General features: G+C 60.7%; 23 protein-coding genes. 11 read left to right on the plus strand and 12 right to left on the minus strand.

What is annotated here, in order from left to right:
- Positions 1-12: 12 nt before the first annotated feature.
- Complete coding sequence (locus tag OP10G_RS20175) at positions 13-1,350, plus strand: amidase (RefSeq protein ID WP_227624986.1); 1,338 nt, start codon at positions 13-15, stop codon at positions 1,348-1,350.
- Here the strand turns inward: OP10G_RS20175 and OP10G_RS25185 are convergent, their stop codons facing one another.
- Positions 1,351-2,130, minus strand: a complete 780-nt coding sequence (locus OP10G_RS25185) for a prepilin-type N-terminal cleavage/methylation domain-containing protein (protein ID WP_025228625.1) — start codon at positions 2,128-2,130, stop codon at positions 1,351-1,353.
- A gap of 809 nt (positions 2,131-2,939) precedes the next feature.
- Between OP10G_RS25185 and OP10G_RS20190 the strand changes: the two genes are divergently transcribed.
- Entirely contained in the window at positions 2,940-4,082 is a 1,143-nt protein-coding gene (locus OP10G_RS20190; RefSeq protein ID WP_025228623.1) for a 2-isopropylmalate synthase, read from the plus strand.
- Between the two features lie 414 nt (positions 4,083-4,496).
- Here OP10G_RS20190 and tnpA read toward each other — a convergent pair whose 3' ends face one another.
- On the minus strand, positions 4,497-4,943 hold the full coding sequence (tnpA, locus tag OP10G_RS20195) for an IS200/IS605 family transposase (protein WP_025228622.1): 447 nt from the start codon (positions 4,941-4,943) through the stop codon (positions 4,497-4,499).
- 364 nt (positions 4,944-5,307) lie between these two features.
- Between tnpA and OP10G_RS20200 the strand changes: the two genes are divergently transcribed.
- Both OP10G_RS20200 and OP10G_RS20205 read left to right on the plus strand, forming a co-directional pair.
- The gene (locus tag OP10G_RS20200; RefSeq protein ID WP_025228621.1) at positions 5,308-6,093 is read left to right on the plus strand and encodes a PhzF family phenazine biosynthesis protein; all 786 of its coding nucleotides are present in this window, start codon (positions 5,308-5,310) and stop codon (positions 6,091-6,093) included.
- A 32-nt stretch (positions 6,094-6,125) separates the two neighbouring features.
- Positions 6,126-6,554, plus strand: a complete 429-nt coding sequence (locus OP10G_RS20205; protein ID WP_052547864.1) for a GNAT family N-acetyltransferase — start codon at positions 6,126-6,128, stop codon at positions 6,552-6,554.
- On the opposite strand, the gene OP10G_RS20210 is transcribed toward OP10G_RS20205, so the two are convergent.
- From OP10G_RS20210 to OP10G_RS20250, 9 genes are all read right to left on the minus strand, one after another.
- Entirely contained in the window at positions 6,529-7,866 is a 1,338-nt protein-coding gene (locus OP10G_RS20210; RefSeq protein WP_025228619.1) for an acetylxylan esterase, read from the minus strand. The two genes, OP10G_RS20205 and OP10G_RS20210, sit on opposite strands and share 26 nt — an antisense overlap.
- A gap of 108 nt (positions 7,867-7,974) precedes the next feature.
- The gene (locus OP10G_RS20215; protein ID WP_025228618.1) at positions 7,975-9,282 is read right to left on the minus strand and encodes a dihydrolipoamide acetyltransferase family protein; all 1,308 of its coding nucleotides are present in this window, start codon (positions 9,280-9,282) and stop codon (positions 7,975-7,977) included.
- A gap of 9 nt (positions 9,283-9,291) precedes the next feature.
- A complete protein-coding gene (locus OP10G_RS20220; protein ID WP_025228617.1) occupies positions 9,292-10,317 on the minus strand; it encodes a DUF3667 domain-containing protein in 1,026 nt (341 codons plus the stop codon).
- Positions 10,318-10,338: 21 nt separating this feature from the next.
- Entirely contained in the window at positions 10,339-11,181 is an 843-nt protein-coding gene (locus OP10G_RS25190) for an Fpg/Nei family DNA glycosylase (RefSeq protein ID WP_052547865.1), read from the minus strand.
- Between the two features lie 53 nt (positions 11,182-11,234).
- Positions 11,235-11,600 (minus strand): cupin domain-containing protein, encoded by a 366-nt coding sequence (locus tag OP10G_RS20230; protein ID WP_025228615.1) that lies wholly within the window; start codon positions 11,598-11,600, stop codon positions 11,235-11,237.
- Positions 11,601-11,638: 38 nt separating this feature from the next.
- Positions 11,639-12,043: a type II toxin-antitoxin system PemK/MazF family toxin gene (locus OP10G_RS20235; RefSeq protein ID WP_025228614.1), complete on the minus strand. Its 405-nt coding sequence runs from the start codon at positions 12,041-12,043 to the stop codon at positions 11,639-11,641.
- The gene (locus OP10G_RS20240) at positions 12,033-12,323 is read right to left on the minus strand and encodes a hypothetical protein (RefSeq protein ID WP_025228613.1); all 291 of its coding nucleotides are present in this window, start codon (positions 12,321-12,323) and stop codon (positions 12,033-12,035) included. Before OP10G_RS20240 ends, OP10G_RS20235 begins: the two co-directional genes overlap by 11 nt.
- A gap of 83 nt (positions 12,324-12,406) precedes the next feature.
- Positions 12,407-14,215: a DNA helicase RecQ gene (gene recQ / locus OP10G_RS20245; RefSeq protein WP_227624987.1), complete on the minus strand. Its 1,809-nt coding sequence runs from the start codon at positions 14,213-14,215 to the stop codon at positions 12,407-12,409.
- 42 nt (positions 14,216-14,257) lie between these two features.
- Positions 14,258-15,307, minus strand: coding sequence for a sulfite oxidase (locus OP10G_RS20250; protein WP_025228611.1), 1,050 nt, complete (start codon positions 15,305-15,307; stop codon positions 14,258-14,260).
- A 60-nt stretch (positions 15,308-15,367) separates the two neighbouring features.
- On the opposite strand from OP10G_RS20250, the gene OP10G_RS20255 reads away from it, so the two are divergent.
- The 4 genes from OP10G_RS20255 (at position 15,368) to OP10G_RS20270 (ending at position 19,751) form a co-directional block, all read left to right on the plus strand.
- Positions 15,368-16,849, plus strand: coding sequence for a carboxypeptidase M32 (locus OP10G_RS20255; protein WP_025228610.1), 1,482 nt, complete (start codon positions 15,368-15,370; stop codon positions 16,847-16,849).
- Between the two features lie 84 nt (positions 16,850-16,933).
- Positions 16,934-17,992 carry an HD domain-containing phosphohydrolase gene (locus tag OP10G_RS20260; RefSeq protein WP_052547868.1) on the plus strand — a complete coding sequence of 353 codons (1,059 nt, stop codon included), beginning with the start codon at positions 16,934-16,936 and terminating at the stop codon, positions 17,990-17,992.
- Positions 17,993-18,004: 12 nt separating this feature from the next.
- A complete protein-coding gene (locus tag OP10G_RS20265) occupies positions 18,005-18,604 on the plus strand; it encodes a GNAT family N-acetyltransferase (protein ID WP_227624988.1) in 600 nt (199 codons plus the stop codon).
- 16 nt (positions 18,605-18,620) lie between these two features.
- Positions 18,621-19,751, plus strand: a complete 1,131-nt coding sequence (locus OP10G_RS20270; protein ID WP_025228607.1) for a hypothetical protein — start codon at positions 18,621-18,623, stop codon at positions 19,749-19,751.
- Here the strand turns inward: OP10G_RS20270 and OP10G_RS20275 are convergent.
- The gene (locus tag OP10G_RS20275) at positions 19,748-20,056 is read right to left on the minus strand and encodes a hypothetical protein (RefSeq protein WP_025228606.1); all 309 of its coding nucleotides are present in this window, start codon (positions 20,054-20,056) and stop codon (positions 19,748-19,750) included. The genes OP10G_RS20270 and OP10G_RS20275 overlap by 4 nt on opposite strands.
- 61 nt (positions 20,057-20,117) lie before the next feature.
- On the opposite strand from OP10G_RS20275, the gene OP10G_RS20280 reads away from it, so the two are divergent.
- Genes OP10G_RS20280 through OP10G_RS20290 form a run of 3 tightly spaced genes read left to right on the plus strand, consistent with a single transcriptional unit; the run spans position 20,118 to position 22,290 of the window.
- Positions 20,118-20,357: an NIL domain-containing protein gene (locus tag OP10G_RS20280; protein WP_025228605.1), complete on the plus strand. Its 240-nt coding sequence runs from the start codon at positions 20,118-20,120 to the stop codon at positions 20,355-20,357.
- Entirely contained in the window at positions 20,354-21,244 is an 891-nt protein-coding gene (locus OP10G_RS20285; protein WP_025228604.1) for an acetylxylan esterase, read from the plus strand. The genes OP10G_RS20280 and OP10G_RS20285 overlap by 4 nt, the downstream gene beginning before the upstream one ends.
- On the plus strand, positions 21,220-22,290 hold the full coding sequence (locus OP10G_RS20290; RefSeq protein ID WP_025228603.1) for a glycosyltransferase family 4 protein: 1,071 nt from the start codon (positions 21,220-21,222) through the stop codon (positions 22,288-22,290). Before OP10G_RS20285 ends, OP10G_RS20290 begins: the two co-directional genes overlap by 25 nt.
- Positions 22,291-22,314 lie beyond the last annotated feature (24 nt).

Here is a 22,314-nt window from a genome sequence, read left to right on the forward strand (position 1 = left end):
TCCCTCCGCGATATGCGCAAAGCGCTGGACCGCAAGGAGGTCTCCTCCGTCGAGCTCACCCGCATGTACCTCGACCGGCTGAAAACGATCGGCACGGCCCACAACGCGGTCGCTGAGTTGACGGAAAGCTTGGCTCTCAAACAAGCCGCCGAAGCCGACCGAACCACCGCCCGCTCGCCCCTTCACGGAATTCCGTTCGGCGTAAAGGACTTACTCGCCACAAAAGGGATCCCCACCCGGTGGGGTTCGCCCGGCCACGCGGACCAGGTTTTCGACTACGACTCGACCGTCGTTCGCCGCCTTGAAGACGCCGGTGCGGTACTGCTGGCGAAGCTTGAGATGATCGAGCTTGCCGGAGGCGGCAACTACAATGTCGCCAACGCCAGTCGCATGGGCCCTTGCCTCAGCGCGTGGGACAAGCGGCTCTGGGCGGGGGGAAGCAGCAGCGGGTCCGGCGCAACCACCGCGCTTGGATGCGTCGGGTTTTCCATCGGGAGCGAGACCAGCGGCAGCATCACCTGCCCCAGCGCGTTCAACGGCGCGACCGGATTCCGCCCTACCTACGGCCGGGTTAGCCGCTTCGGAGCGATGGCGCTTTGCTGGACCCTCGACAAGCTGGGGCCGATCTGCCGGTCGGCCGAGGATTGCGGAACCGTTCTGGAAACCATCGCCGGTCCCGATCCGCTCGACCCGTCGACGTTAGGCGAGCGCCTCTCGCTCCGCTCGCGCGGACCAAAGCCGCGGATCGGGCTGCTCAAGGAAAACTTCAAGGATGCGAAGGCGACCGCGATGGAAGCCGCCTACCACGCGACGCTCGATGCGCTGAGGAAGCTTGGATACGAAACGAGCGAAGTCGCCTACCCGCCCCTTCCCTACGGCACGGCGATCAATATCATCGTGGACGCCGAGGGAGCTAGCGCCCACGAGAATTTCATTCGGAGCGATCGCTTTGCCAAGCTGCAGGACGTCAACCAGATCGCCGGCTTCGCCGCCGCGATGCAAACGAGAGCCGTCGATTACCTCTGGGCGATGCGCCTGCGAACCGAGGCGCTCAAAGCGAACGCCGTTTGGGATAAGTGCGACTGCATTCTGACCCCAACCTTCTACCACCGCGCGATCCCGATCGATCAGCCGTTCGACAAGACCTGGGTCGGAATGGGCGGCGACGACGGCCCGTCGAACCTACTCGGCTGGCCCGCACTCGCCTTCCCGGTCGGCTTCGAGGATGGCGCTCCGATCAGTTGCCAAGTCATCGCCCCCGCCCTCCGCGAAGACGTCTGCTACCGGGTAGCCCGCGACTTCCAGCGAGCGACCGATTGGCACACCTGCCGACCACCAAACGCCTCCTAGCTACGGATAGGTAAACGTGTTGCACACGTTGCCTGTAACCGCCTGGCAGCCCGCCACCGAAGCATCGCACATTACGGTTCCGACCGGGTACTGGTGAACCAGAGCGCAACCGGTTAGGTTCGCGCTGGAATTGATCGCTCCCGGCGTGAGCCACTTGGCGTGACCGTCGAGCATCGTGCAGACAAGGCCTCCGGCGTAGCGGTTCGCCGCAACCTTCATCCGGCCAGTCGACGGCTCGAGCTGGAAGTCCCCGTTGAACGGCTCGATCCAACTGTCTGTGATCGCGGTGCCATCCGGTCGCCTCCCCCACTTCTCCACAATGACGACGGTGTCGCTCACCGCGTCGATCTGCGATCCGCTCAGCCCTTCGGCATGGCGGCACGCGATGAACGAACGAGGAATCGTCTTCGCCCCCGTCGGGTCCTGGCTCAAAGTCGGTGCATCGTCGGAGGGACCGACCAGGAGCGCTTTCGACTTCGTATACGGCATCAGCGCGTTCCACCAACGTAGCGGATGAACGCTCGCCGCGTCCGGCACCACGCCACCGGTTCGCGAGCCAGATGGATTGTTGGTGCTCGCATAGAAAAACAGCCGGTCGTCGAAGTCGTTCATGTACATCTGAGTCGCGATCGACATCTGCTTCTCGTTGGAGAGGCACTGCGTCTTCTTCGCCGCTTCCTTCGCCCGAGCAAAGACCGGAAAAAGAATCGCCGCCAAGATCGCGATGATCGCAATGACCACGAGGAGCTCGATAAGAGTGAACGCGCGCGAAGACTTCACGCTATCAGCATAGTGCAGCTATCGCGCCTGCCGCAACCGTCTTAAGCTAACCGTAACCTCGCCCTATTTGCTGTAACGGAAGTACGGCTCGATACCGCGAGCCCGCCTTGTCTTGAGGCGCTAACCCTCTGCCAATACGAGACATGGTGAGAACTACGATCGGGTATGAGGAATACTCCTTACAGGCAGGAATCGACCACTCTGAGCAGCGAGGAAGGGTGTTGCGGACCCAGGAAGAATAAGAATGGACGGGGCTTCGCAATATCCGGCGGAAATGAACGAGGTCTTGGCTCTTTGGAATCGAGGAGTGCGAGCTTCCAATTGGGACGAGAATGCAATTCGCATTAGCCTGGAGAAAACATCAGGCACCCCCCACGAGGCGTACCCACGCTTGCTGGCTTATTATCACGAGTTGGATTCGGGCCGGATAACCCAAGCTCTCCAACACATCCAGCGTGCCTACGCAATTGCCAGAAGCTTTGAGTGGTTGCGAGGGAGCTTCTTCGACCAAGTCAGGCTGGAGTATGCATTCGTACTTGCCCGAACCGGAATGGCACTTCCAAAGGCAATCGAATTATTCGATTCGGTTGCGGGCCCGAGAAGATACCTGCAAAGACTCCGTGCCCTTGCCGCCATCGAAATTGCGACGGGTACCGGCGACCCGACAAAACGCTGGAGGAGGCGGAACAACTGCTTTCGGCCCACCCCCAGCGTGACCGGGACAACATGCAGGCGGAAGCGGACTGGCTGCGCGACTTGCGCAGAATGATGTAGAAACGAATATCGCCCCTCGGTTCCATAATGAAAGGGTGAACGACCGAGTTTTGGTTTTCGACACGACTCTGCGCGACGGTGAGCAGAGTCCCGGGGTGCGCCTGTCTCTCGATGAAAAGCTAGAGATCGGACGTCAACTTGTGCTCCTCGGCGTCGACATTCTAGAAGCCGGGTTCCCGATCTCCTCCCCCGGCGATTTTCAAAGCGTCAACACCTTGGCCAAGGAGCTCAAGGGGGTTACGATTTGCGGCCTCACACGCGCCCGCGAGAAAGATATCGAAGTGGCCGCCGAAGCGCTGGAACCCGCCGAGCGACGGAGGATCCACACCGGATTGGGTGTCAGCGAGAACCACCTGCGGCACAAGCTCCGGATGACCCGCGAGCAGGCGCTGGAAGTCGGCGTAAACGCGGTCAAGTTCGCCCGGCAATACACCGACGACATCGAGTACTTCATGGAAGATTCGGGCCGGGCCGACCTCGACTACGTCTACAAGGTCGTCGAAGAGGTCATCAAAGCGGGCGCGACCACCATCAATGTTCCCGACACCACCGGCTTTACCTACCCGAACGAGTACTACCACCTCATCAAGGGGATCATTGAGAACGTCCCCAATTCCGATAAGGCGGTCTTCTCCTGCCACTGTCACAACGACCTCGGCATGGCCACCGCCAACACCCTCGCCGGCGTCATGGGCGGCGCGCGGCAGGTCGAAGTGACGGTGAACGGCATTGGAGAGCGGGCCGGCAATACGGCGTTGGAAGAGGTCGTCATGGCGCTCTTCATCCGGCACGATAAGTTTGACGTCGGGACGAAAATCGACACGACCCAGTTGCTGCCAACCTCTCGCATGGTCTCGCGCCTCACCGGAATGGTCGTTCAGCGGAACAAAGCCGTCGTTGGCGCCAACGCCTACGCCCACAGCAGCGGCATCCACCAAGACGGCGTCCTCAAAGAGCGTTCGACCTACGAAATTATCGACCCGAAGCTTGTCGGCGCGGAAAAGAGCGAAATCATCCTAACCGCCCGCTCCGGCCGCCACGGCCTGAAACACCGCCTCGCCGAGCTCGGCTTCAACTACACCGACGAGCGGTTCGAAGGAATCTACGACGCGTTCGTAAAAATGGCCGACACCAAGACCGAAGTCAAAGAAGAAGACCTCCGCGAATTGGTCCGGTAGTTTCAGGATCCCATCGTCGTTCCCACTTTGCCGGAAGGGGCTTACCAAGCCCCTTCCGGGCTCATAGTCCGACACCGGGAGCAGCCCATACCCAACTTCGAAGGTTACATCTCCAGAGGTATCTAGCCAGGCGAGAAGACGAGATTCTCCCGAACCTCAAAGAGGTTCCGTCCCCCAGCGAAGGGTTGCCCTGCGTAGCAGGGCAACCCTGGTATCGAGACCGACAATCCATCAACACCAACGGGGTTGCCTCTAAAAAAATTTAGCACCACCGGGGCCAATCCTGCAACGCGAAAAACCCTCCCGAACCTCAACGAGGTTCCTTCCCCTAGCGAAGGGTTGGACCCGCGTAGCAGGGTCCTACCCTGGTAAAGGCGACCGTCACCCCATCAACCCCAACGGGGTTGCGTCCCTTTAATCCCACAGATACCGCTCATCCCAGGCGCGGCCGTGTTCTTTCAACAGGCTTCTGAGCTCGTCTTGAAACGAATACCGGCGGTGGTGTTCTTCTTGATTCTCCACATACCGGCGGACCGCTTCGATCTCGGCGGTTCCAACCGAGAAGACGCCGTAGCCGCTTTGCCAATGAAAGCCGGGGATCTTCTCACCTAGCCAAAGGCTGGAGACCCGCTTGAGTTCCTTCGCCCAGTCCGCCTGGGATCTGGATCTGCCGAGCTGGGCGAGAATGTGGACATGGTCCTCGACCCCTCCGACGATCATCGAGGGGCAGTCCAGTCGTCCCGACACGGCTCCGATATAGGCGTGGGCTTCCTCGCGAAGGGACTTTTCTTTGAGGAAGGGTCGCCTATCTTTTGTCGAAAAGACCAGGTGTACGAAGACCGCTGAAAGGGACTGAGGCATAGCTTTGCCTCAGAATATCCGGACGCAACCCCGATGGGGTTGAACGGATTATCGGCCTTCGCACCAGGGTAGGACTCCGCTACGCGGGTCCAACCCTTCGCTTGGGGACGGAACCTCTTCGAGGTTCGGGAGGCGGGTGCCTGCTTTGGCTTGTTCGAGGTCGGGTGGAGGACGCAACCCCTTTGGGGTTGATGAGTTGTCGGCGTAGATACCAGGGTAGCTCGTGCCTCGCAAACCTTCGCTGCCGGACGAAATCCCTTCGGGATAGGGGAGGCCACCTTTCCGAGTAGCCGGCCCTACATGGAGCGGCACAGTCGCCATCGTAACAGTTATCCCCGGCCACACGGGCGTGTAGGCTGGTGGGGTGAGTTATCCGCTGTATCTCGTCGATGCGTTCGCCTCCGGTCCGTTCACTGGGAACCCGGCGGCGGTTTGCCTTCTTCGAGAAGAGGCCGACGCCGAATGGATGCAACGCGTCGCCATGGAGATGAACCAAGCGGAGACCGCTTTCATCAATCCGCTAGCCGATAACCGTTTCGGCCTCCGATGGTTCACCCCGACCATCGAGGTCGACCTGTGCGGCCACGCGACTCTCGCTTCCGCCCATGTCCTCTTCAGCCGCGGCTACGAGGGCGACGTCATTCGGTTCGAAACCCGTAGCGGCGAGCTGAGGGCGACCAAGGTTGGACGCGACATCGAACTCAATTTCCCGGCCGAGCCTCCCATGCCGGCACCGCTGCCGCACAATCTTGAGTTCCTGGGCCAAGCACCCGTATGGACCGGGAAGAACCGCATGGACTGGTTCGTCACGTTGCCGGACGCTGCCCACATCCGCGCTCTTCAACCGGACTTTGCCGAGATCGCCGCGCTCGGTATCCGCGGGCTCATCGTCACCGCGCCGGACCCCTCCGCAGAGTACGATTTCGTCTCCCGATGTTTCTTCCCGCAGTCCGGTATCGCCGAGGACCCCGTAACCGGCTCTGCCCATTGCGCGCTGGCGGCTTACTGGAGTCAGGAGCTTGGAAAGTCGTCGCTTACCGGCTACCAAGCCTCCGCCCGCGGGGGCGTGGTCAAGATGCAGGTAGACGGCGCGCGCATTAAGCTTCAAGGCCAGGCCATCACCACGTTGGAGGGTACGTTTCTGGCGTGACGTTTCGCTGGGCGGAAAATGATCCAAGCCTAATGCCGGTCGTTCGAAAGCTTTTCGCGGAGTACCAGCTCGACCTCGGCTTCGACCTCGGCTTCCAAAGTTTTCAACAAGAGCTGGACGGCTTGCCCGGCAAATACGGCCCTCCGAAAGGGGCGATCCTCTTGGCGGAGGAAGGCGGCGAAGTCGCCGCCGGGGCCGCGATTCGCGACCTCGGCGACGGGATCTGCGAAATCAAGCGCCTCTACGTTCGGCCGCCGTTTCGCCGTCGGGGATTGGCGAAGAGCATCTCGATCGCATTGATCCACCGTGCCCGAGAGCTCGGATACGAACGGGTTCGGCTAGACACCTTACGCCGCCTTACCGGCGCTCTCGAGCTCTACCTTGCCCTCGGGTTCGAAGAGATTCCCGCGTACAACTTCAGCCCGATGCCCGATATCATCTATCTTGAACGCCGGATTTAACGTCGATCTTGCCGCCGCTTACCAAGATCCGAAGCCACTCCGCGGCGCGGGCGGTGAAGGGACGCTGCTGCTCGGGAGTGGCCGAGTTGTTGTGGGGCGAGTCGACCATCGGCGCGGCCTCCTTACGGCCTCTAATCTGATTGAAGGCGGTCCAGATTCCTGCCGGTGGCGCGACCGTATCGACAAATCCCATCGCCACCAAGCTCGTCGCTCGAATGTGGGAAGCGAAGTTAATGCAGTCCACATACCGGGCGGTCTCCATCACTTTGGGATCGTTTCCGGGAAAGAACGGATATCCGGCCTGTCGGCCGTATAGCTGCGCATTCAGGTCGCAGCCAGCCGGTTCATTCACGATCAGGTGCGTGACCTTCGGGTGAAGCCCCGCGACCGCCAGACTTTGCTGGCCACCCATGCTGGTCCCCATCACCACCAAGGTCTTGCCATCCCACTCCGGATGGTGCGAAAGGTAATCGACCGCCCGGTAGTCGCGAAGGTACATCTCCACGAAGTAGCTCTTCTCCCGGTCGTCTTGCCCGATCGCCTGGTAGCTTCTCAGAACGGGAGGCAACCCCTGGTAGTAAGAGGCCGGCTCCGTCGGCAGCACGTCGTGTGGCTCGATGTTCAACACCAGCCACCCCTCGGCAGCTCGGTCCGTCACCCACGGCCGCTGCAAAGGATAGGGCGGACTGGCCCATTGAAGAAGAAGCAGCGCGGGGTACTTACCGTGCTTGGACGGCTTCGCGAGCTGCCCATAAACGTGAGTGCCGTTGACGTGATCCATACGAATGGTGGCGTAATCCACGTCCGGCTTGCCGCTCTCCGCCGGAGTCACCACCGGGTTCTCTGGGATCGCCTTGAGTCCGGCGATCTTCCCACGCCAAAACGCGTCGAAGTCCTTCGGCCGGGGCGATACCGGGCGTAAATGGGTAGGATCGACGGCCGCTCCAAACGCGGCCGGACGCTCTCCAGCGGGTCCGACTTCCAAGTAGATCATCGCCGGCTCGTCGACCGCGACTTCGATCGTCGCCTTGCCGGCGGAAAGGTCCAACTCACCGGATCGAACGACGGTCTGATTGTTCTTCTTGACCGTATAGGCGACCTTCGTCACCGAGGATCCGGTAACCGGGGTGATCGTCCATCCGGCCTTCTCACCCCTCTTGTAGATTCCCGAGGCGTTGAACGGCTGGACCGTCGGGCGGACCGAGGTTTGTTGCGGCTGGGCGTGGATCGATCCAACGGTAACGGCTGCGAAGAGGACAAGACAGGCTTTCAGACCTGGTAGGCCCCGGCGGACGGCTCGTGTCGACGACATGGATCGAAGTCTATCGCGAGACGGTGATGTCTTGCCTCTTTTCCGGATTTCTCCACCCCCAACCCCCTCCTCATCGCACATACATCGACGAGGAGGGGGCCTGGAGGACTACTTGAAGAAGTCGAATCCGTGGAGTTTGTCGCGGATGGCGGCGAGGAACTTGCCGGCCAGCATTCCGTCGACCAAGCGGTGGTCGTAGGTCAGCACCAGGTGCATGATCGATCGGATGGCGATCATGTCGTCGACGATCACCGGCTCTTTGGAGATCGAATATGTGCCGAGGATGCCGGCCTGCGGCGCGTTGATCATCGGTGTTCCGAACAGTGCGCCGTACGTGCCGGGGTTGGTCAAAGTGAACGTTCCCCCCTGCACGTCGGCTACGCCGAGCTTGTTCGCGCGCGCCTTCTGGGCGATCGCGTCGAGATCGCGGGCGATGTCGATTAGATTCTTCTTGTGGCAGTCGCGGATCACCGGGACGATCAGGCCACCCTCTCCACCCTTGCCGAGCGCGACCGCGACGCCGATGTGAACCCCCTTGTTCATCACGATCATGTTGTCCTCGCGCAGGCTTGAGTTCACTAGCGGGAACTCCGTCAGCGCCTCGGCAAGCGCCTTGATGAAGAACGGGGTGTAGGTGAGCTTGACTCCGTAAGTTTCGAGGAACGAGTCCTTGTTGATCTCCCGGAACTTGACCATGCTGGTCACATCCACCTGGGTTACCGTCGAAACAGTCGGCACCTGAGAGGAGCGGATCATCGCGTCCGCGATCATCTTCCGCATTCCCGCCAGCGGCACGAGCTCCTGCTCCGGTCCCGCCACCGTCGGCTGCGGCGCGGCCTTAGGTTGCGGAACCGTGGCGGCGGGTACTGCCACTTTCGTCGGCGTGGCTTCGATGATCTGCGAAGCGACCTTACGGCCACTCGCCAAATACGCCTCGACGTCGCGCTTGGCGACCCGGCCGCCTTCGCCCGTACCGGTTAGCCCTTGGATCTCCTCTTCGGAAATCCCGTGCTCCTTCATCATCGCCCGCACCACCGGCGTGTACCACTTTCGATCACCTTCTGAGCTTGCCGCCGCTGGTGCGGGGACAGTCGCCGGAGTTGCGGGCGCCGCGGTCGGCGCCGCCGGAACTGGAGCCGCCTCGGCAGCAGGAGCGGAAGCGGGCGTCGCCGCACCGGCACTGTCGTCGATGAGCCCCATCGCCGCGAATACCTCGACGGCTCCCCCTTCCTGAACGAGGATCTTGGCCAAAATTCCGGTTGCCGGGGCGACCAGCTCGGTGTTGACCTTGTCGGTCATGATCTCGACGACCGGTTCGTCCTCCTTGACGAAGTCTCCCTCTTTCTTCAGCCAACGGCTGACGGTTCCCTCGTGGACGGACTCTCCAAGCTCCGGCATCTTGATCTCGACAGGCATGCCGCGAGTTTACCGACCAACCGCACCGCCAGTTGTGCCGTGAGTGCCAGACGAGGATTCCTTCGTCGCTTTAGACGCCGACTTGACCGGCGTGGTTGGCGCCTTCACCAATTCGTCGTCCGAAATCGAGGTGAGGGCGAAGAGGACCGAGGCGGCGATCGTCAGTCCGAGCAGGATCGTATAAAGGTAGCCAAGAATTCCCGCCTTTACAATCGTCTTAATCCACCCCTGGCCATAAACGCGGCGTAGAGCCAATAGCGAGTAGATCGGCACCCAGAGAGCCAGCCCCAGCTTTGGAAACAGCCACCATAGGCTAGACGGCATTGGCAGGGCGATGAGCAAAACCAAGAAGTAGAACGAGTGACAGTGAAGGGCAAAGACGATGTGTTCGACGTAATACCGTCGGCTTCGAATATAGAGAAACCACAGAACCCCCGCAAAGAGCGGGAGCATTATGAAGATCGCCGTCGGGAGCTCCGAGTAAAACGCGTCATTCAGCCTCGGCCCGCTCACCGCGCTCATGCGCCGGATCTGCAAATTGATAAATCCGAACAGCCCCGGTTCCGTCTGCGAAATGTGTAGCGCGTCGGGGCTGATCGCCTCCGCCTTCTTGTTCATGAACGTGTTGACGTGCAGCACCGAGCAAAACAAGAAGAACACCGCGGTGATCAACAGGTAGAGCCGCAAAGGCGAGATGTACTTGGTTCGCCGGCCCCGGGACCATTCGAGAGTTAGAAAGCCAGGCCGGGCGAAAAGCGGCGCCAGCGTTCGTAGAAACTTGGAGTCGATCCGCACGAACTCGTCGTACGCCTCCTTGAAGATCTCGACCAGCGAGATCTTAACGTCGACGTTCTCCTGGCCGCACTCGGGACAGTACTTCGCGGTGGTCGGCGTGTCGCAATTGAGGCACTGAGTCCCGCGCCGGGCTTCTCGCCGGCGATTGATCTTTCGCGACAGTCGAGGCCGTCGCCAAAGACGCGTCCGAGGATGGGGCGGCGGCAGTGGCGGCGGTTCAGGGGGCGGGTTGGCGATCAACGCATTTCCATGGTAACGCAGTTACCGTTGAATTTCTGGGACCCACGCGGTCGTTCGGCCCGCTACCTGCTCACGAACGATCGCTCGCCCCCCGATCGCCTCGGCCCCTTTCTCGCCGCCCCAGCGGTGATGGAAGAGCCAGTTCTTCGGGAATTTGTCCTTATCGGCGTCGACCTCAACGGCATCTTTTAAGATTTGGCGGGTCACCGTATGCAACGCTTTGACCTCTTCAGGAGTCAGCGAAGAGGAAAGTCGCTTCGGCGCGATCTTCGCCTGGTACAGCATCTCGTCGGCGAGGTAGTTACCCACCCCGGCGAACACTCCCTGGTCGAGTAGAACCGCTTTGATCGGCGCTTTGCGCTTTCCAAGGATCTTGGCCAGCTCTTCCACACTGGGCAAGGCTTCGTACACGTCGAACCCCAGCCGCTTCACCCTCGTGTCCACTTCCGGACCATCTGCCAGCCATAGCCGGCCAAGCCGGCGGCCGTCGGTAAATGCGACCCGGCTGCCATCCTCGGCTTCGATGAGCAGTTTCAGGAACCGAGGATTCCCGTCCTCGTCGTCCATCGGCGCTTTGCCGTGGGAGTGAAGTCGTTGCGAGCTTTTGCCGAGCTCCCGGACCCACCCGCTCATACCCAGGTGCCCGAACAGCCACGGGCGCTCGTCCAGCTCGATCCACCAGTACTTCCCTTTCCTTCCAACGCCGGTGACCACATGCCCTTCAAGGGCGCTCCTGATCGCCTCCGCGGGCGTCCCGGAATTGACGATCTCGTCGTCGGCGACGGTGGCGCTGACGATCTTCTTCCCACCGAGCACCCGGCGCATCATACGACAAACGGATTCAACTTCCGGCAGTTCCGGCATGGCCTATTTTGCCGCGCGGCGTGACTCATTAGCGACGTTCGACGCTGCCGATTCTAGTCGCCCGTCGGAACGACCCCTGCACCCTCAAACATCAAGATCGTCGTTCGCTGAGGCGCGCGGGTTCGGTGGACGACCCCTTTGGGCACTGTGATCCCTTGTTTCGGGCCTAACTCCACCGTCCGATCCTCCAGGTCCACGAGCAGGAGACCTTCCACGACAAAAAAGAACTCGTCCTCGTCATCGTGCTTGTGCCAGTGAAATTCGCCGTGAAGAATGCCGAGCCGCACCACGCAGTCGTTGACCTGCGTCAGGGTTTGGTTGAACCAAGGCTCATTCTCCCGATCGAGCTGCCTCACGTCGATCTGTTCGAGCGGGGCGAACTTGACGTCGAGATTGATGTTGTAAGGCATTGAGGCCATACCACCAATGTAGCATCGGCTCCCAACACCACCTCGGGTTAAAGCACTGCGTTAAGCTCGAAGAGCTCCGCGAGAATTCTCTTCAACTCATACACTTTATTCTTTTCGAGATTTCCGACCACACGCGCTACGCGATCCTTCCTGATCGTGTACAGCTTTTTCGCGTCGCAGTAACCAATATGGTCCAAGCCGTTATCAGTCGTCGCTGGAATCTCGACCCATCCGGCCCGATTGTACGGCTTAGTCGATGTCATACCGGCCACGGCAAGCGTGGTGTACTTATCGTTGCCAGACAGCAGGTCTGTCTGCACAACTACCGCATAGTGCTTCTCTCTAAGAAGGTCTTCGTGAGAGCGGTCCTCGGCTGGAGGTCCAAAATCGTAATAGATAATTGAGCCCAACTTGAAGCGAGGGTTAATCTCCTCGCCTTGGTCACTCGCCAAACGCTGCCGTCTCCCCTTGCATCCTATAGAGGGCCGGATTCGGCTCGAGATCCTCGGGACCCCAATTGGAGAGATCTGCCGTCGCCAAGGAGTTGTAGCCTATTTCAACGGGAACAAGCCCGGCGACCTTCTCGCTTTTCCCTCGGAGCTCGTCGATTGCCTCGCCAACGAGGGTTCCAACAAGCGCCTCGACCGGCACGTTCCGCCGTAGCGCAAGAGCCTGTAAGTAGGCGCTTCGCTCTTTACTGAGCCCTATCTGCTTCTCGATCCTCACTGCCATTCACTTAAATCTTACAACTATTCCGACTCCCGCATCATAGTTTACGTTTCTTGATTCGAGGTGCTCCGGTCCTCCTTGGATCACTAGATAGCCGACCCGGCGTGCCGCCGGATGACCTCCATAAACGCCTCGCCGTACTTCTCCAATTTCGCTTGGCCGACTCCCGATACCAGGAGAAACTCGGCGGCTGTTTTCGGTTTGGAGGCCGCCATCCCGACAAGGGCGGCGTCCCCGAAGACGACGTAGGGAGGAACCTGCTGCTCGTTCGCCAGCTTTCTCCGGAGGGCGCGAAGCTCCTGGAACAGCTCCTCGTCCGCCGGTCTCGAAGCGGGAGTCGACGATTTCGAACGAGATCCCCGCTCGGCCCGCACCTTCACCCGCGGGCGAGCGAGCTCGATTCGGGCTCCCTCCCGCAAGATCGGCCGGGTCTGGGGCGTGAGTTTCAACACGCCGTACGACTGTGCGTCTTGAATCAGAAGTCCGTGGTGCACGAGTTGCCGCACCAGGCTCGACCACTCGTCGGCGCTCCAATGCTTCCCGCTCCCGTAGGAAGGAAGGTCCGTATGGCCCCAGTCGATCAGCTTTTGACTCTCCGACCCACGCAAAACGTCCACCACGTGCCGCATTCCAAACCGTTGGCGGAGCTCGTAGACGCACATCAGAACCTTTTTCGCGTCGTCGGTAGCGTCGAACTTTTCCGGCGGGGTTAGGCAGACGTCGCAGTTCCCACACTCCCCTTCGTAGATCTCACCGAAGTACCGCAACAGAAACCCGCGCCGGCAGGTCATCGCCTCCGCCATCTCGATCATCGCGTTCAGCTTCTTAAGCTCGATCTGCTTCTGAGCCTGATTCTCGCTCTGCTCGATCAGCGCCTTGACGGTAACGATGTCGCCCGTTCCATACATGAGGAGAGCTTCGGAGGGGAGTCCGTCCCGACCCGCGCGGCCGGTCTCCTGGTAATAACCCTCGATGTTCTTCGGCATGTCGTGGTGCACGACGAACCGCACGTTCGGCTTGTCGATCCCCATACCAAAGGCGACGGTGGCGACAACCACCCGGATATCGTCTTTCTGAAATCCGTCTTGGACCCGCGCCCGCTCCTTGGCGTCGAGCCCGGCGTGATATGGCGCGGCTGAAATTCCCGCTTCTCGCAGCCCTTCCGCCACCTGCTCGACCCGCTTGCGGCTGAGGCAATAGACGATGCCGCTGTCGTCCGGCTTCGACTTCACATATTCCAGGAGCTGAACCGCCGGCCGCCGCTTCTCCACCACCGTGTAACGGATGTTCGGCCGATCGAATCCCGAGACGAACACCTGAGGGTCGGCGAGGTGGAGCCTCGTCAGGATATCGTCACGAGTAAGCGAATCGGCGGTCGCCGTCAACGCGATGAACGGTACTTCGGGAAAACGGTCGCGGATGAGTCCGAGTTGAACGTACTCGGGCCGGAAGTCGTGTCCCCACTGCGAAACGCAATGCGCCTCGTCGATTGCGAACAGCGAGAGCTTCACCCGCTGAAGCCGGGCGAGCGTCTCCTGCATCATCAGCCGCTCCGGCGCCACGTAGAGCAGGCTTAACTGCCCCTCGTGCAACTGGCGAAGCACTTTATCGGCTTGAGCCTCCCTTAGGCTGGAATTGAGGAAAGCCGCCGAGACCCCGTTCTCCACGAGCGCATCAACTTGGTCCTTCATCAGCGAGATCAAGGGCGACACGACGATCGCCGTCCCCTGTTTGAGAAGGGCTGGAATCTGGAAGCAAAGCGACTTACCGCCGCCGGTGGGCATCAGGACGAACGTGTCGCGTCCGCCCATCACGCTCTCGATGACCGGCTCCTGATCCAGCCGGAACTGGTCGTAGCCGAACACCTGGCGCAGCACTTCGCGAGCGGATTCCATGGGCATATATAGTGTACGTCTGTCGACGCCACTCATGCCCGCCTAGACGATCTCGACCGTAACCGGAATCACGTGGTTGATCATGTAGTTCTCCCGATCGAGGTCCCGCGTCACCGGCTGAACGTTTCCGTCCGCATCGGTGGCCCGAGCCATGAGGAAGCATGGCCCGGTAGCCGGCGCTACCCAATCGTGCTCCCATAATTGCCATGCGAATCGTTCCGGATTCCCCGTCAGACGCGCTTCACTCCAGTTCTCTCCCCCGTCGTCGCTGAATTCAACCTTTGCCACCGAGGACTCCCCCGCCCATGCCGCCCCGACCACCCGATAAGAGGAGCCGGAAGCGATGACTTCACCCGCCGTGGGACGGGCGATCTGGGCCTTGACGAGCATTCCCGCAACTGGGGCTCGGCGGACCAATCCCCCTTCCCGCTGCCAATAGGCGTACTCGATCGTCTGAAAGAACCCGGTATATGGCTTGTCCACGACAAGCAGTCGCGAGAGCCACTTTACGGAGGCGACTCCGAACCAGCCCGGTACGATGGCGCGTACCGGAAAGCCGTGCGTGGGTGCGATCGGTTCTCCGTTCATTCGGTACGCCAAAAGCACGTCCGAACGGCACTTATCGATCGGAACGCTTCGGGCGAACTTGATCGGAGCTCCCGGTCGGGGAGGATTTTTGATCTCTCCGCCATCGGCTCCTTCGAAAACCACTTCGACCGCATTCGAATGCACGCCGGCTCTTTCCAAGATCGCGCTGAGCGGCGCTCCCTCCCAATTCGCCGTACTTACTCCCCCCTGTTCCCATTGGATGCCGCACATTGTGGGCGACAGGTATCGGCGACCGTTGCCTGCGCACTCGGTGGTGACGGTAACGCTTTTCGATGGCATTGCCTGCAGCTCGTCATAGCTCAGGGAGAGCGGCTTTTCCACCGATCCTTCCACGCTTAGCCGCCACTCGCAAAGGTCCAGTTCTGGCGCGGCAAAGTGGCTTCGAACGAAATACCGGTCGTTCGGCGTAATCGGCCCATCGAGGGCCGAAAATGGGGATTCTCGAGTCGGTTCAGGCTCCCCTAAATTCTGGGCCCTTGCCATCGCATGAAGGTTACACCGTTGTCCCCACCTGAAGAAAGGAGGCGACGGTATCCTTTTCCAATGCCCTCCCCGCTCGAGACATTAAAGTCACGTCTTGCCGACGTAAACGCCCTGCGCTCCGCCACCGCCATGATGGACTGGGACCAGCAGACCTATATGCCGCGGGGAGGCGCCGAAGCCAGGGCCGAGCACCTCGGAATCCTTAGCCGCATGGCCCACGAGACGTTCGTGGCCGACGAGACGCGCCGGGCCCTCGACGACGCCCAAGGGAGCGCCGAGGGAGACGACGCGGCGATGATCCGCGTGACCCGCCGGGATATCGACCTTGCGACGAAGCTCCCCACCAAGCTCGTCGAGGAAAAGTCGAAATTGGCCGCCATCGCCCACGAGCGCTGGGTCGAGGCACGCGCAAAGTCCGATTTCGCCGGCTTCGCCCCGACCCTCGAAAGGATGTTCGACATCGTCCGAGAGGAAGCCGAGCATCTGGGCTACACCGACCATATCTACGACGCGCTGATCGACCAATACGAAGAAGGTGCGACCGCGGCCGAAGTCCGCGCGATGTTCGAGTCGATAAAGGGGCCGCAAGTCGCGCTCGTCAAGAAGATTAAGGAGCAGCCTCAAGTCGACGACGCGTTCCTTTATGGAAACTGGGACGAAGGTGCGCAGAGCAAATTTACCGAGCACCTGGCCAAAGCGGTCGGCTTCGACTTCGAGCGCGGCCGCCAGGACACCGCGCCGCACCCGTTCTGCACCGGCTGGTCGGTAGGCGACATTCGCCTCACCACCCGCTATAAGCCGTACCTTGGCAGCGCCATCTTTGGAACCCTCCACGAGGCGGGCCACGGAATGTACGAGCAAGGCTCGCCGATGGCTTGGGACCGGACTCCTCTCGCGGGCGGCGTGTCGCTCGGACTCCACGAGAGCCAGTCGCGTCTCTGGGAAAACATCGTAGGCCGGAGCCGTGCTTTTTGGGAGCGCTTCCTTCCGGGTCTGAAAGAGAGCTTCCCCGCCATCGGCGACGTCGATCTCGACACGTTCTACCGCGCGATCAACAAAGTCGAACCTTCGTACATCCGCGTCGAAGCGGATGAGCTGACTTACAACCTGCACGTCCTCGTCCGGTTCGAGCTCGAGTGCGACGTTCTTACCGGCAAGCTCGCGGTCAAGGACCTGCCCGACGCTTGGAACGCCAAGTACGAAGAATATCTCGGCATCACGCCCCGGAACGACGCCGAAGGTTGTCTCCAGGATGTGCACTGGTCGATGGGCTCGATCGGCTACTTCCCGACTTACTCCATGGGCAACCTGCTCTCTTACCAAATCTGGACCGCCCTTCAGCGCGACCTGGGCGATACCGACGCCTTGATTTCAAGCGGCGACTTCGCCTCGATTCTCACCTGGCTACAGGACCATGTATATTCGAAAGGGCGCAAATACTCCCCGAAAGATCTGGTGAGACAGGTAACCGGAGAGGCGATTTCGTCCCGAAGTTACCTGGACGGTCTGGAGCGTAAGTACGTAGAGATCTACCGCTTGTAGGTTGAAAAGCCGACGCACGAAAAATACACCGAGGGGCACACCAGCCCCTCTTTTGCCTCCTAATATGTATGGTTGCGGGCCTGCATGGTTATTGAGGGGAAAGTGGAGGAGCTTCGTGATTCGTCGATCCTGATCGTTGATGACGAGGACGATCACCTTGTCTTGCTCTCTCACGCCCTTCGACGAGCCGGTTGCGCGGCGGTCCACACGGTCTCCGACCCGTTTCGCGCCGCCGAAATGCATCGACAGGTCAATCCCGATCTGATGCTGCTCGACTATCGGCTCCCCCCGATCGACGGCTTTAGAGTCCTTGCCGACGTTTGGGCTCACAAAGAGCCGGAGGATCGAAACCCGGTGATCATGATCACCGGCGGAGCCGAGGATGCGGTTCGCCTGAAGGCGCTCGACCTCGGCGTCAGCGATTTCCTCGAGCACCCTTCCGATATGTTGGAACTTACGTTGCGAGTTCGCAACGTGCTCAGAATCCATAAGCTTTACCGCCAAGTGCAAAACCAGATGCGACACCTGGACGAGATGGTGCAGGAGCGGACGCAGCAACTTGAATTCGCCCAAAGAGAAATCCTCGACCGTCTCGCCCTCGCCGCCGAGTTCCGAGACGACGCCACGGGCGAGCACGCGCGACGGGTCGGCTTCCTCTCTCAAGAGATAAGCGTCGAGCTCGGAATGGAGCCCTGGTTCTGCGACGCCATCGCCTCCGCCGCCCTCTTGCACGACCTTGGCAAGATCGGCCTCCGTGACGCGGTTTTGCTTAAGCCGGCCAAGCTCACCCCGATCGAGTTCGCGCACATCCAGACCCACCCGGAAATAGGCGCACAAATCCTGGCTGGGTGCAATCAGCCGGTCCTCCTCATGGCAAGAGAAATCGCCCTCACTCACCACGAACGGTGGGATGGCAAAGGCTATCCCAGCCGACTCGCCGGCGAAAATATACCGATAAGCGGCCGGATCGTAGCGGTGGCCGACGCCTACGACGCAATGACGACGGCGAGGCCCTATAAAGAAGCGATGACCCGCTCGAGCGCGCTCGCCGAGATCTCCCGCTCCCGCGGCACCCAATTCGATCCGCAAATCGTTGACGCGTTTCTTCGGTGTCAACAGCATGTCGAGCGTGTCGCCGGATAACATCCGGGCACTATGGCTGCCACGGAACTCGCTCCCATCGTCGTCGAACCGGTCGTCTTGGACGGACGGCGCTTGAGGCTGGAGCCGCTGACGCCCGCCCACGCCCCCAGCCTCGCTCCGCACGCGGACTTAGCCCTTTTCCAATACTTCGTAAGGGACCGCCCCTTCAACGCCGACGAGGCCGGTCTCGTAGCGTTCATTAAGCACCTCGCCGCCATGCCCAACACCGTGCCGTTCGCCATGGTGGTCAAGGAAACCGGCGAAGCGGTCGGCTGCTCGACCTACATGGACATCCGGCACATCCACCGGGGCCTCGAGATCGGAATGACCTGGATCGGACGGGCTCATCAAGGGACGTTCGTGAATCCGGAGGCGAAGCTTCTGATGCTCGAACACGCGTTCGAATCGATCGGATGCGAGAGGGTTCAGCTCAAGTGCGACGCCCGAAATCTCCAAAGCCAGGCTGCGATTTTGAAGCTGGGCGCGGTTTTCGAAGGCCGCCTGCGCAAGCACTTCGTCCTCCCCGACGGGTTCGTCCGCGATACGATGATGTACTCCATTGTTAAATCCGAGTGGCCGGGCGTAAAGGCCGGCCTTCTTGCGCGTTTGTAAGTCGGAGAAATCACCGATGTTGACTTACCTGCTCGCGATCACCCTTGCTCCTCAATCGGTTCCCCCCTCGATCCAGCCTGCGTTCGAAAAGATACGGCGATCGCTGGGATCTGACGAGACCTGCAAAGTGATCCCTTCTCCCGACGGTTCGTTCCGTATTCTCATCACCGAGACCGAGCACTACATGTCGGGCGTCGGCCAAAACCAGGATCCCCGAACGCCTCAACAGCTCAAGACGGTTAAATTGGAGCTCGTCGATCAGCTCTGCGCGGTGAGCGCGTCGAATCAGGCCAAACCGATTGCCCAGCTCTTCCAAAACGATCCTGACGTTTCGCCTAACCCGCGGATGCTGGTGAACCTTGGGAAAGGACAAGGCCTACAGTGGTATGCCCACGCATCGTACGAGCGGATCCGTGGCGTCCGAAAGGCGCTCGGCCTGTCCGGTGGCGAGGAGCCGGTCAAGCTCGCGATTCGAGCCCTGAACGTGGACGGAAGCCACAACGCCCCTCCCGCCTACCAAGACCTGTTCGCGATGAAGGACGCCGCGGTTCCAGCGCTGGAAAGGTCGGCTTCGAAAGCTCCGGTGGCGGTTCAAATCCTGGCCAATCTAGGGACTCCAAAATCGGTTGCCGCCCTCATCCGCCTAAACCGCGACGCTACCCTTCGATCGGTCGTGGAGTTAGCGGTCTCGTTCAAGAAGTTCGGACCGGAGATGAAACCGGTCTACGCGTCTGGCCTTCGCGATGGCATTCTCGCGACCCAGGCCGCCGCCGCGGCCGAGAGATTTGGTTGGACGGACCTCCTCCCTGCGATCCAAGCCCGGTACTCCCATGCCCAGGACGTTCGCGAAGCGCTTTTCCTGCGCCACGCCATTCGCCGACTGAAGTCGAATGTCGACCTTCCTGGACTCGCCAAGTCGAATCAGATCTACTTTGGCTGGAACGACCACGACACCCGCGCGCTTCTGGCGTGCGGAGACCCGGAGTACGCGACCCTAACCGCACTCTGGATGGGATCCATCCGCACAAAAGGAGGCGCGCCCCGCGGCGCTCTCGCTAAATCGATCCTGCAAAAGCTGCGCGACAAAGGCTACAGCGCCATGGTGGACCGGACCGCCAAGCGCTATCACGTCGAAACGTTGCTCTAAACGCTGGCCAAGAGCGCCTCAAACGCTTCGCGTCCCAGGATCAGGCTCGCCGGTCCCTCGGGTCCGAAGTCGAGACGCGTTTGGTCACGTGCGTGCAGATAGCTGACCGTCAGCGCGCCTTGGGCAAACTTTGTATGACGGTATTTCCGGAGCAGCGCCAAATCCACTACCTGCAGAAAGTAGGGGGGACGGTCTTGTTCGGCGATCGTCACCCGAACGAAGCCGTCGTGCTCGGATTCCCGCTCGATGATCAGTAGAAAAGGGGACTGACCGCCCGAGGGAAACCGGAGGTTGGCGAGTTCCATGTACGATGTTAGCTCAGAATGCCTTTCTCGGTTTGAGGCCTACGGGTATCATCCCCGCTTGATGGCCAGCGTGGATGTCAACATCACTGCCGGGAAAGAGCAGGTAGGCGAACCTTGGATTTGGCGACTTAGCCGTGACTTCCCCGTTCGGGTCAATATCAAGAAGGCCAACGTCGACACGGACTATGGCTGGATGCAGCTAGAGCTCGAGGGTCCGATCGAAGAGATCCAGCGCGCAACCGCTTGGCTCATGACCACCGGTCTCCACGTTGAAGCCTTACAGCGCGCCGTGGGTGCATGAACGCCGCGGATCTCCCGGAAGACTTCGAGGAGTTCTGGCGCGAAACGGTGGCTGAGGCAAGCTCAGTCCCTCTCAACTATCACCGCAGCCTCGGCAACGACTTCGATTTGCCTGGCTTCGAAGTCCAAACCCTAGTTTTCAAGGGAATGGGCGGTCGCACCCTAAACGGCTGGATCGCCTACCCGCCCGGCGCTCGCCGCCTCCCAAGCTTCGTGTGGGTTCCCCCCTACGGGCGCGAATCGAAACTTCCCGACGAATACGGAACGCGGGAAGGGTTCACCTCCCTAAGCTTCAATTTTCACGGCGAAGCCGCTTTCCACCAAGAGAAATACGTGACGGCCCGCGGCTACTTCGCCGAGGGGGCCGAGGACCCGGAATCGTGGATTTTTCGCCGGATGTTTCAAGACGCCATCATCGCCACCCGTGTTTTGCAAGCGCAGGTCGAGACCGACGAAGATCGAATCGGCGCAATGGGGATGAGCCAAGGGGCGGGCATGTCGATCTGGCTTGGCGCATGGTGTCCGATCGTGAAAGCCGTCTGCGCCGACATGACGTTCCTCGCCAACCTCTGGCAGCAGCTCACCGGAACGGTTTACCGGTACCCGCTGAAGGAGTTGTCGGACTTTATGGAGGAGCTTCCGGTGGGCGAGGCAAGGGTCCGGAACACCGTCTCGTATTACGACACCGTCTCTCAAGCCGGGTTCTGCAACGTTCCCACCCAGGTTTCGATGGGTTTGAAAGACCCCGCCAGCCGGCCGGAAAACGTGCGACGCGTCTTTGAGGCACTGCCGGGCCGAAAAAGGCTCATCACGTACGACTGGGGCCACGATTGGCATCCTGATATGATCGGGAACAACCGACAGTGGCTGATCGAAAACCTTCCCTGAATATTCTCCAGGTCGCGAGTTCGCTCCACGAATGGGGTGGGATCGAGCGGTACGTCGTCTACCTTCAGCAAGGCCTAGAGTCTCGTGGCCACCGAGTGGAGATCGCATGCCCGCCCGGGTCACCGATATCCGAGCGAGCCTCGCACCCGACGGAGCCGATTACGGTTCGCGGAAAATTCGACCTTAAAGGGCTTGCCGCCTACCTCCGCCTCTTTCGCTCCCAGCAATTCGATGTCGTCCACGCCCACTTCAGCCCCGACTTTACGCTGCCCGCCTACGCCGCGCGCATGAGGCGTCAGGGTCTAACTGTGATGACCCGCCACGTTGCGCTGCAATGGTCGTCGCCAAAGGCAAAGGCGTATTCCCGTCTCTGGCGTCATATCATTCCCGTCAGTCACGCGGTGGAGAGAAGATTGCTGCAATCCGGAATCCCCGCTTCCCAGATGACCGTCGCCAAGGCTGGCCTTCCGGAACCGATTCCGAGGCGAAAGCGAAAAGATGCACGGGCGGCCCTTTGGCTGGAGCCAAACGAGTTCGTCGTGGGTAGTTTCGGCCGACTGGTGCCCGATAAGGGAATCGACGTGCTGATTGAGGCGATGAGGCAAGTCGACGGCGTCAAAGCGTGCATCTTCGGTCACGGTCCGTATGCCGAAGATCTTCGAACGAAGGCAGCCGGGCTGAAGTCGGTCATGTTCCAAGGCTCGGTCGCGGATGTCGCCGACGCGATGGCGGCCATGGACGTCGTCGTCATTCCAAGCACCTGGGAAGAGGCGTTCCCGTACGCCGCGCTCGAAGCGATGGCCCTCTCCCGCCCCATCGTCGCCTCCAACATCGGTGGACTACCGGAAATGGTTGAAGACGGCGTCAACGGCCGCCTCTTCCCCCCCGGCGACGCATCGGCGCTGGCGGCGGTGCTGAACGAAATGAAGTCCGCCAACCGCGAACCAATGGGCGCCGCCGGCCGAGCCCGCTACGAGCAGGAGTTCACCATCGAGAAAATGGCCGAGCGGATTGAGGCCGTTTTCTTGGCCGCCATCGGCAAATAACGAAGCTGTTTCAAAAAGAACTGG

Source organism: Fimbriimonas ginsengisoli Gsoil 348, from assembly GCF_000724625.1.
GTDB classification, from domain to species: domain Bacteria; phylum Armatimonadota; class Fimbriimonadia; order Fimbriimonadales; family Fimbriimonadaceae; genus Fimbriimonas; species Fimbriimonas ginsengisoli.

Excerpts from the sequence above, each read along its gene's own strand:
- OP10G_RS20175 (WP_227624986.1), top strand. The coding sequence starts at position 13 with ATGCGCAAAGCGCTGGACCGCAAGGAGGTCTCCTCCGTCGAGCTCACC.
- tnpA (WP_025228622.1), bottom strand. The coding sequence starts at position 4,943 with ATGCCTCAGTCCCTTTCAGCGGTCTTCGTACACCTGGTCTTTTCGACA.
- OP10G_RS20205 (WP_052547864.1), top strand. The coding sequence starts at position 6,126 with ATGCCGGTCGTTCGAAAGCTTTTCGCGGAGTACCAGCTCGACCTCGGC.
- OP10G_RS20210 (WP_025228619.1), bottom strand. The coding sequence starts at position 7,866 with ATGTCGTCGACACGAGCCGTCCGCCGGGGCCTACCAGGTCTGAAAGCC.
- OP10G_RS20215 (WP_025228618.1), bottom strand. The coding sequence starts at position 9,282 with ATGCCTGTCGAGATCAAGATGCCGGAGCTTGGAGAGTCCGTCCACGAG.
- OP10G_RS25190 (WP_052547865.1), bottom strand. The coding sequence starts at position 11,181 with ATGCCGGAACTGCCGGAAGTTGAATCCGTTTGTCGTATGATGCGCCGG.
- OP10G_RS20230 (WP_025228615.1), bottom strand. The coding sequence starts at position 11,600 with ATGGCCTCAATGCCTTACAACATCAATCTCGACGTCAAGTTCGCCCCG.
- OP10G_RS20240 (WP_025228613.1), bottom strand. The coding sequence starts at position 12,323 with ATGGCAGTGAGGATCGAGAAGCAGATAGGGCTCAGTAAAGAGCGAAGC.
- recQ (WP_227624987.1), bottom strand. The coding sequence starts at position 14,215 with ATGGAATCCGCTCGCGAAGTGCTGCGCCAGGTGTTCGGCTACGACCAG.
- OP10G_RS20250 (WP_025228611.1), bottom strand. The coding sequence starts at position 15,307 with ATGGCAAGGGCCCAGAATTTAGGGGAGCCTGAACCGACTCGAGAATCC.
- OP10G_RS20255 (WP_025228610.1), top strand. The coding sequence starts at position 15,368 with ATGCCCTCCCCGCTCGAGACATTAAAGTCACGTCTTGCCGACGTAAAC.
- OP10G_RS20260 (WP_052547868.1), top strand. The coding sequence starts at position 16,934 with ATGGTTATTGAGGGGAAAGTGGAGGAGCTTCGTGATTCGTCGATCCTG.
- OP10G_RS20265 (WP_227624988.1), top strand. The coding sequence starts at position 18,005 with ATGGCTGCCACGGAACTCGCTCCCATCGTCGTCGAACCGGTCGTCTTG.
- OP10G_RS20270 (WP_025228607.1), top strand. The coding sequence starts at position 18,621 with ATGTTGACTTACCTGCTCGCGATCACCCTTGCTCCTCAATCGGTTCCC.
- OP10G_RS20275 (WP_025228606.1), bottom strand. The coding sequence starts at position 20,056 with ATGGAACTCGCCAACCTCCGGTTTCCCTCGGGCGGTCAGTCCCCTTTT.
- OP10G_RS20280 (WP_025228605.1), top strand. The coding sequence starts at position 20,118 with ATGGCCAGCGTGGATGTCAACATCACTGCCGGGAAAGAGCAGGTAGGC.
- OP10G_RS20285 (WP_025228604.1), top strand. The coding sequence starts at position 20,354 with ATGAACGCCGCGGATCTCCCGGAAGACTTCGAGGAGTTCTGGCGCGAA.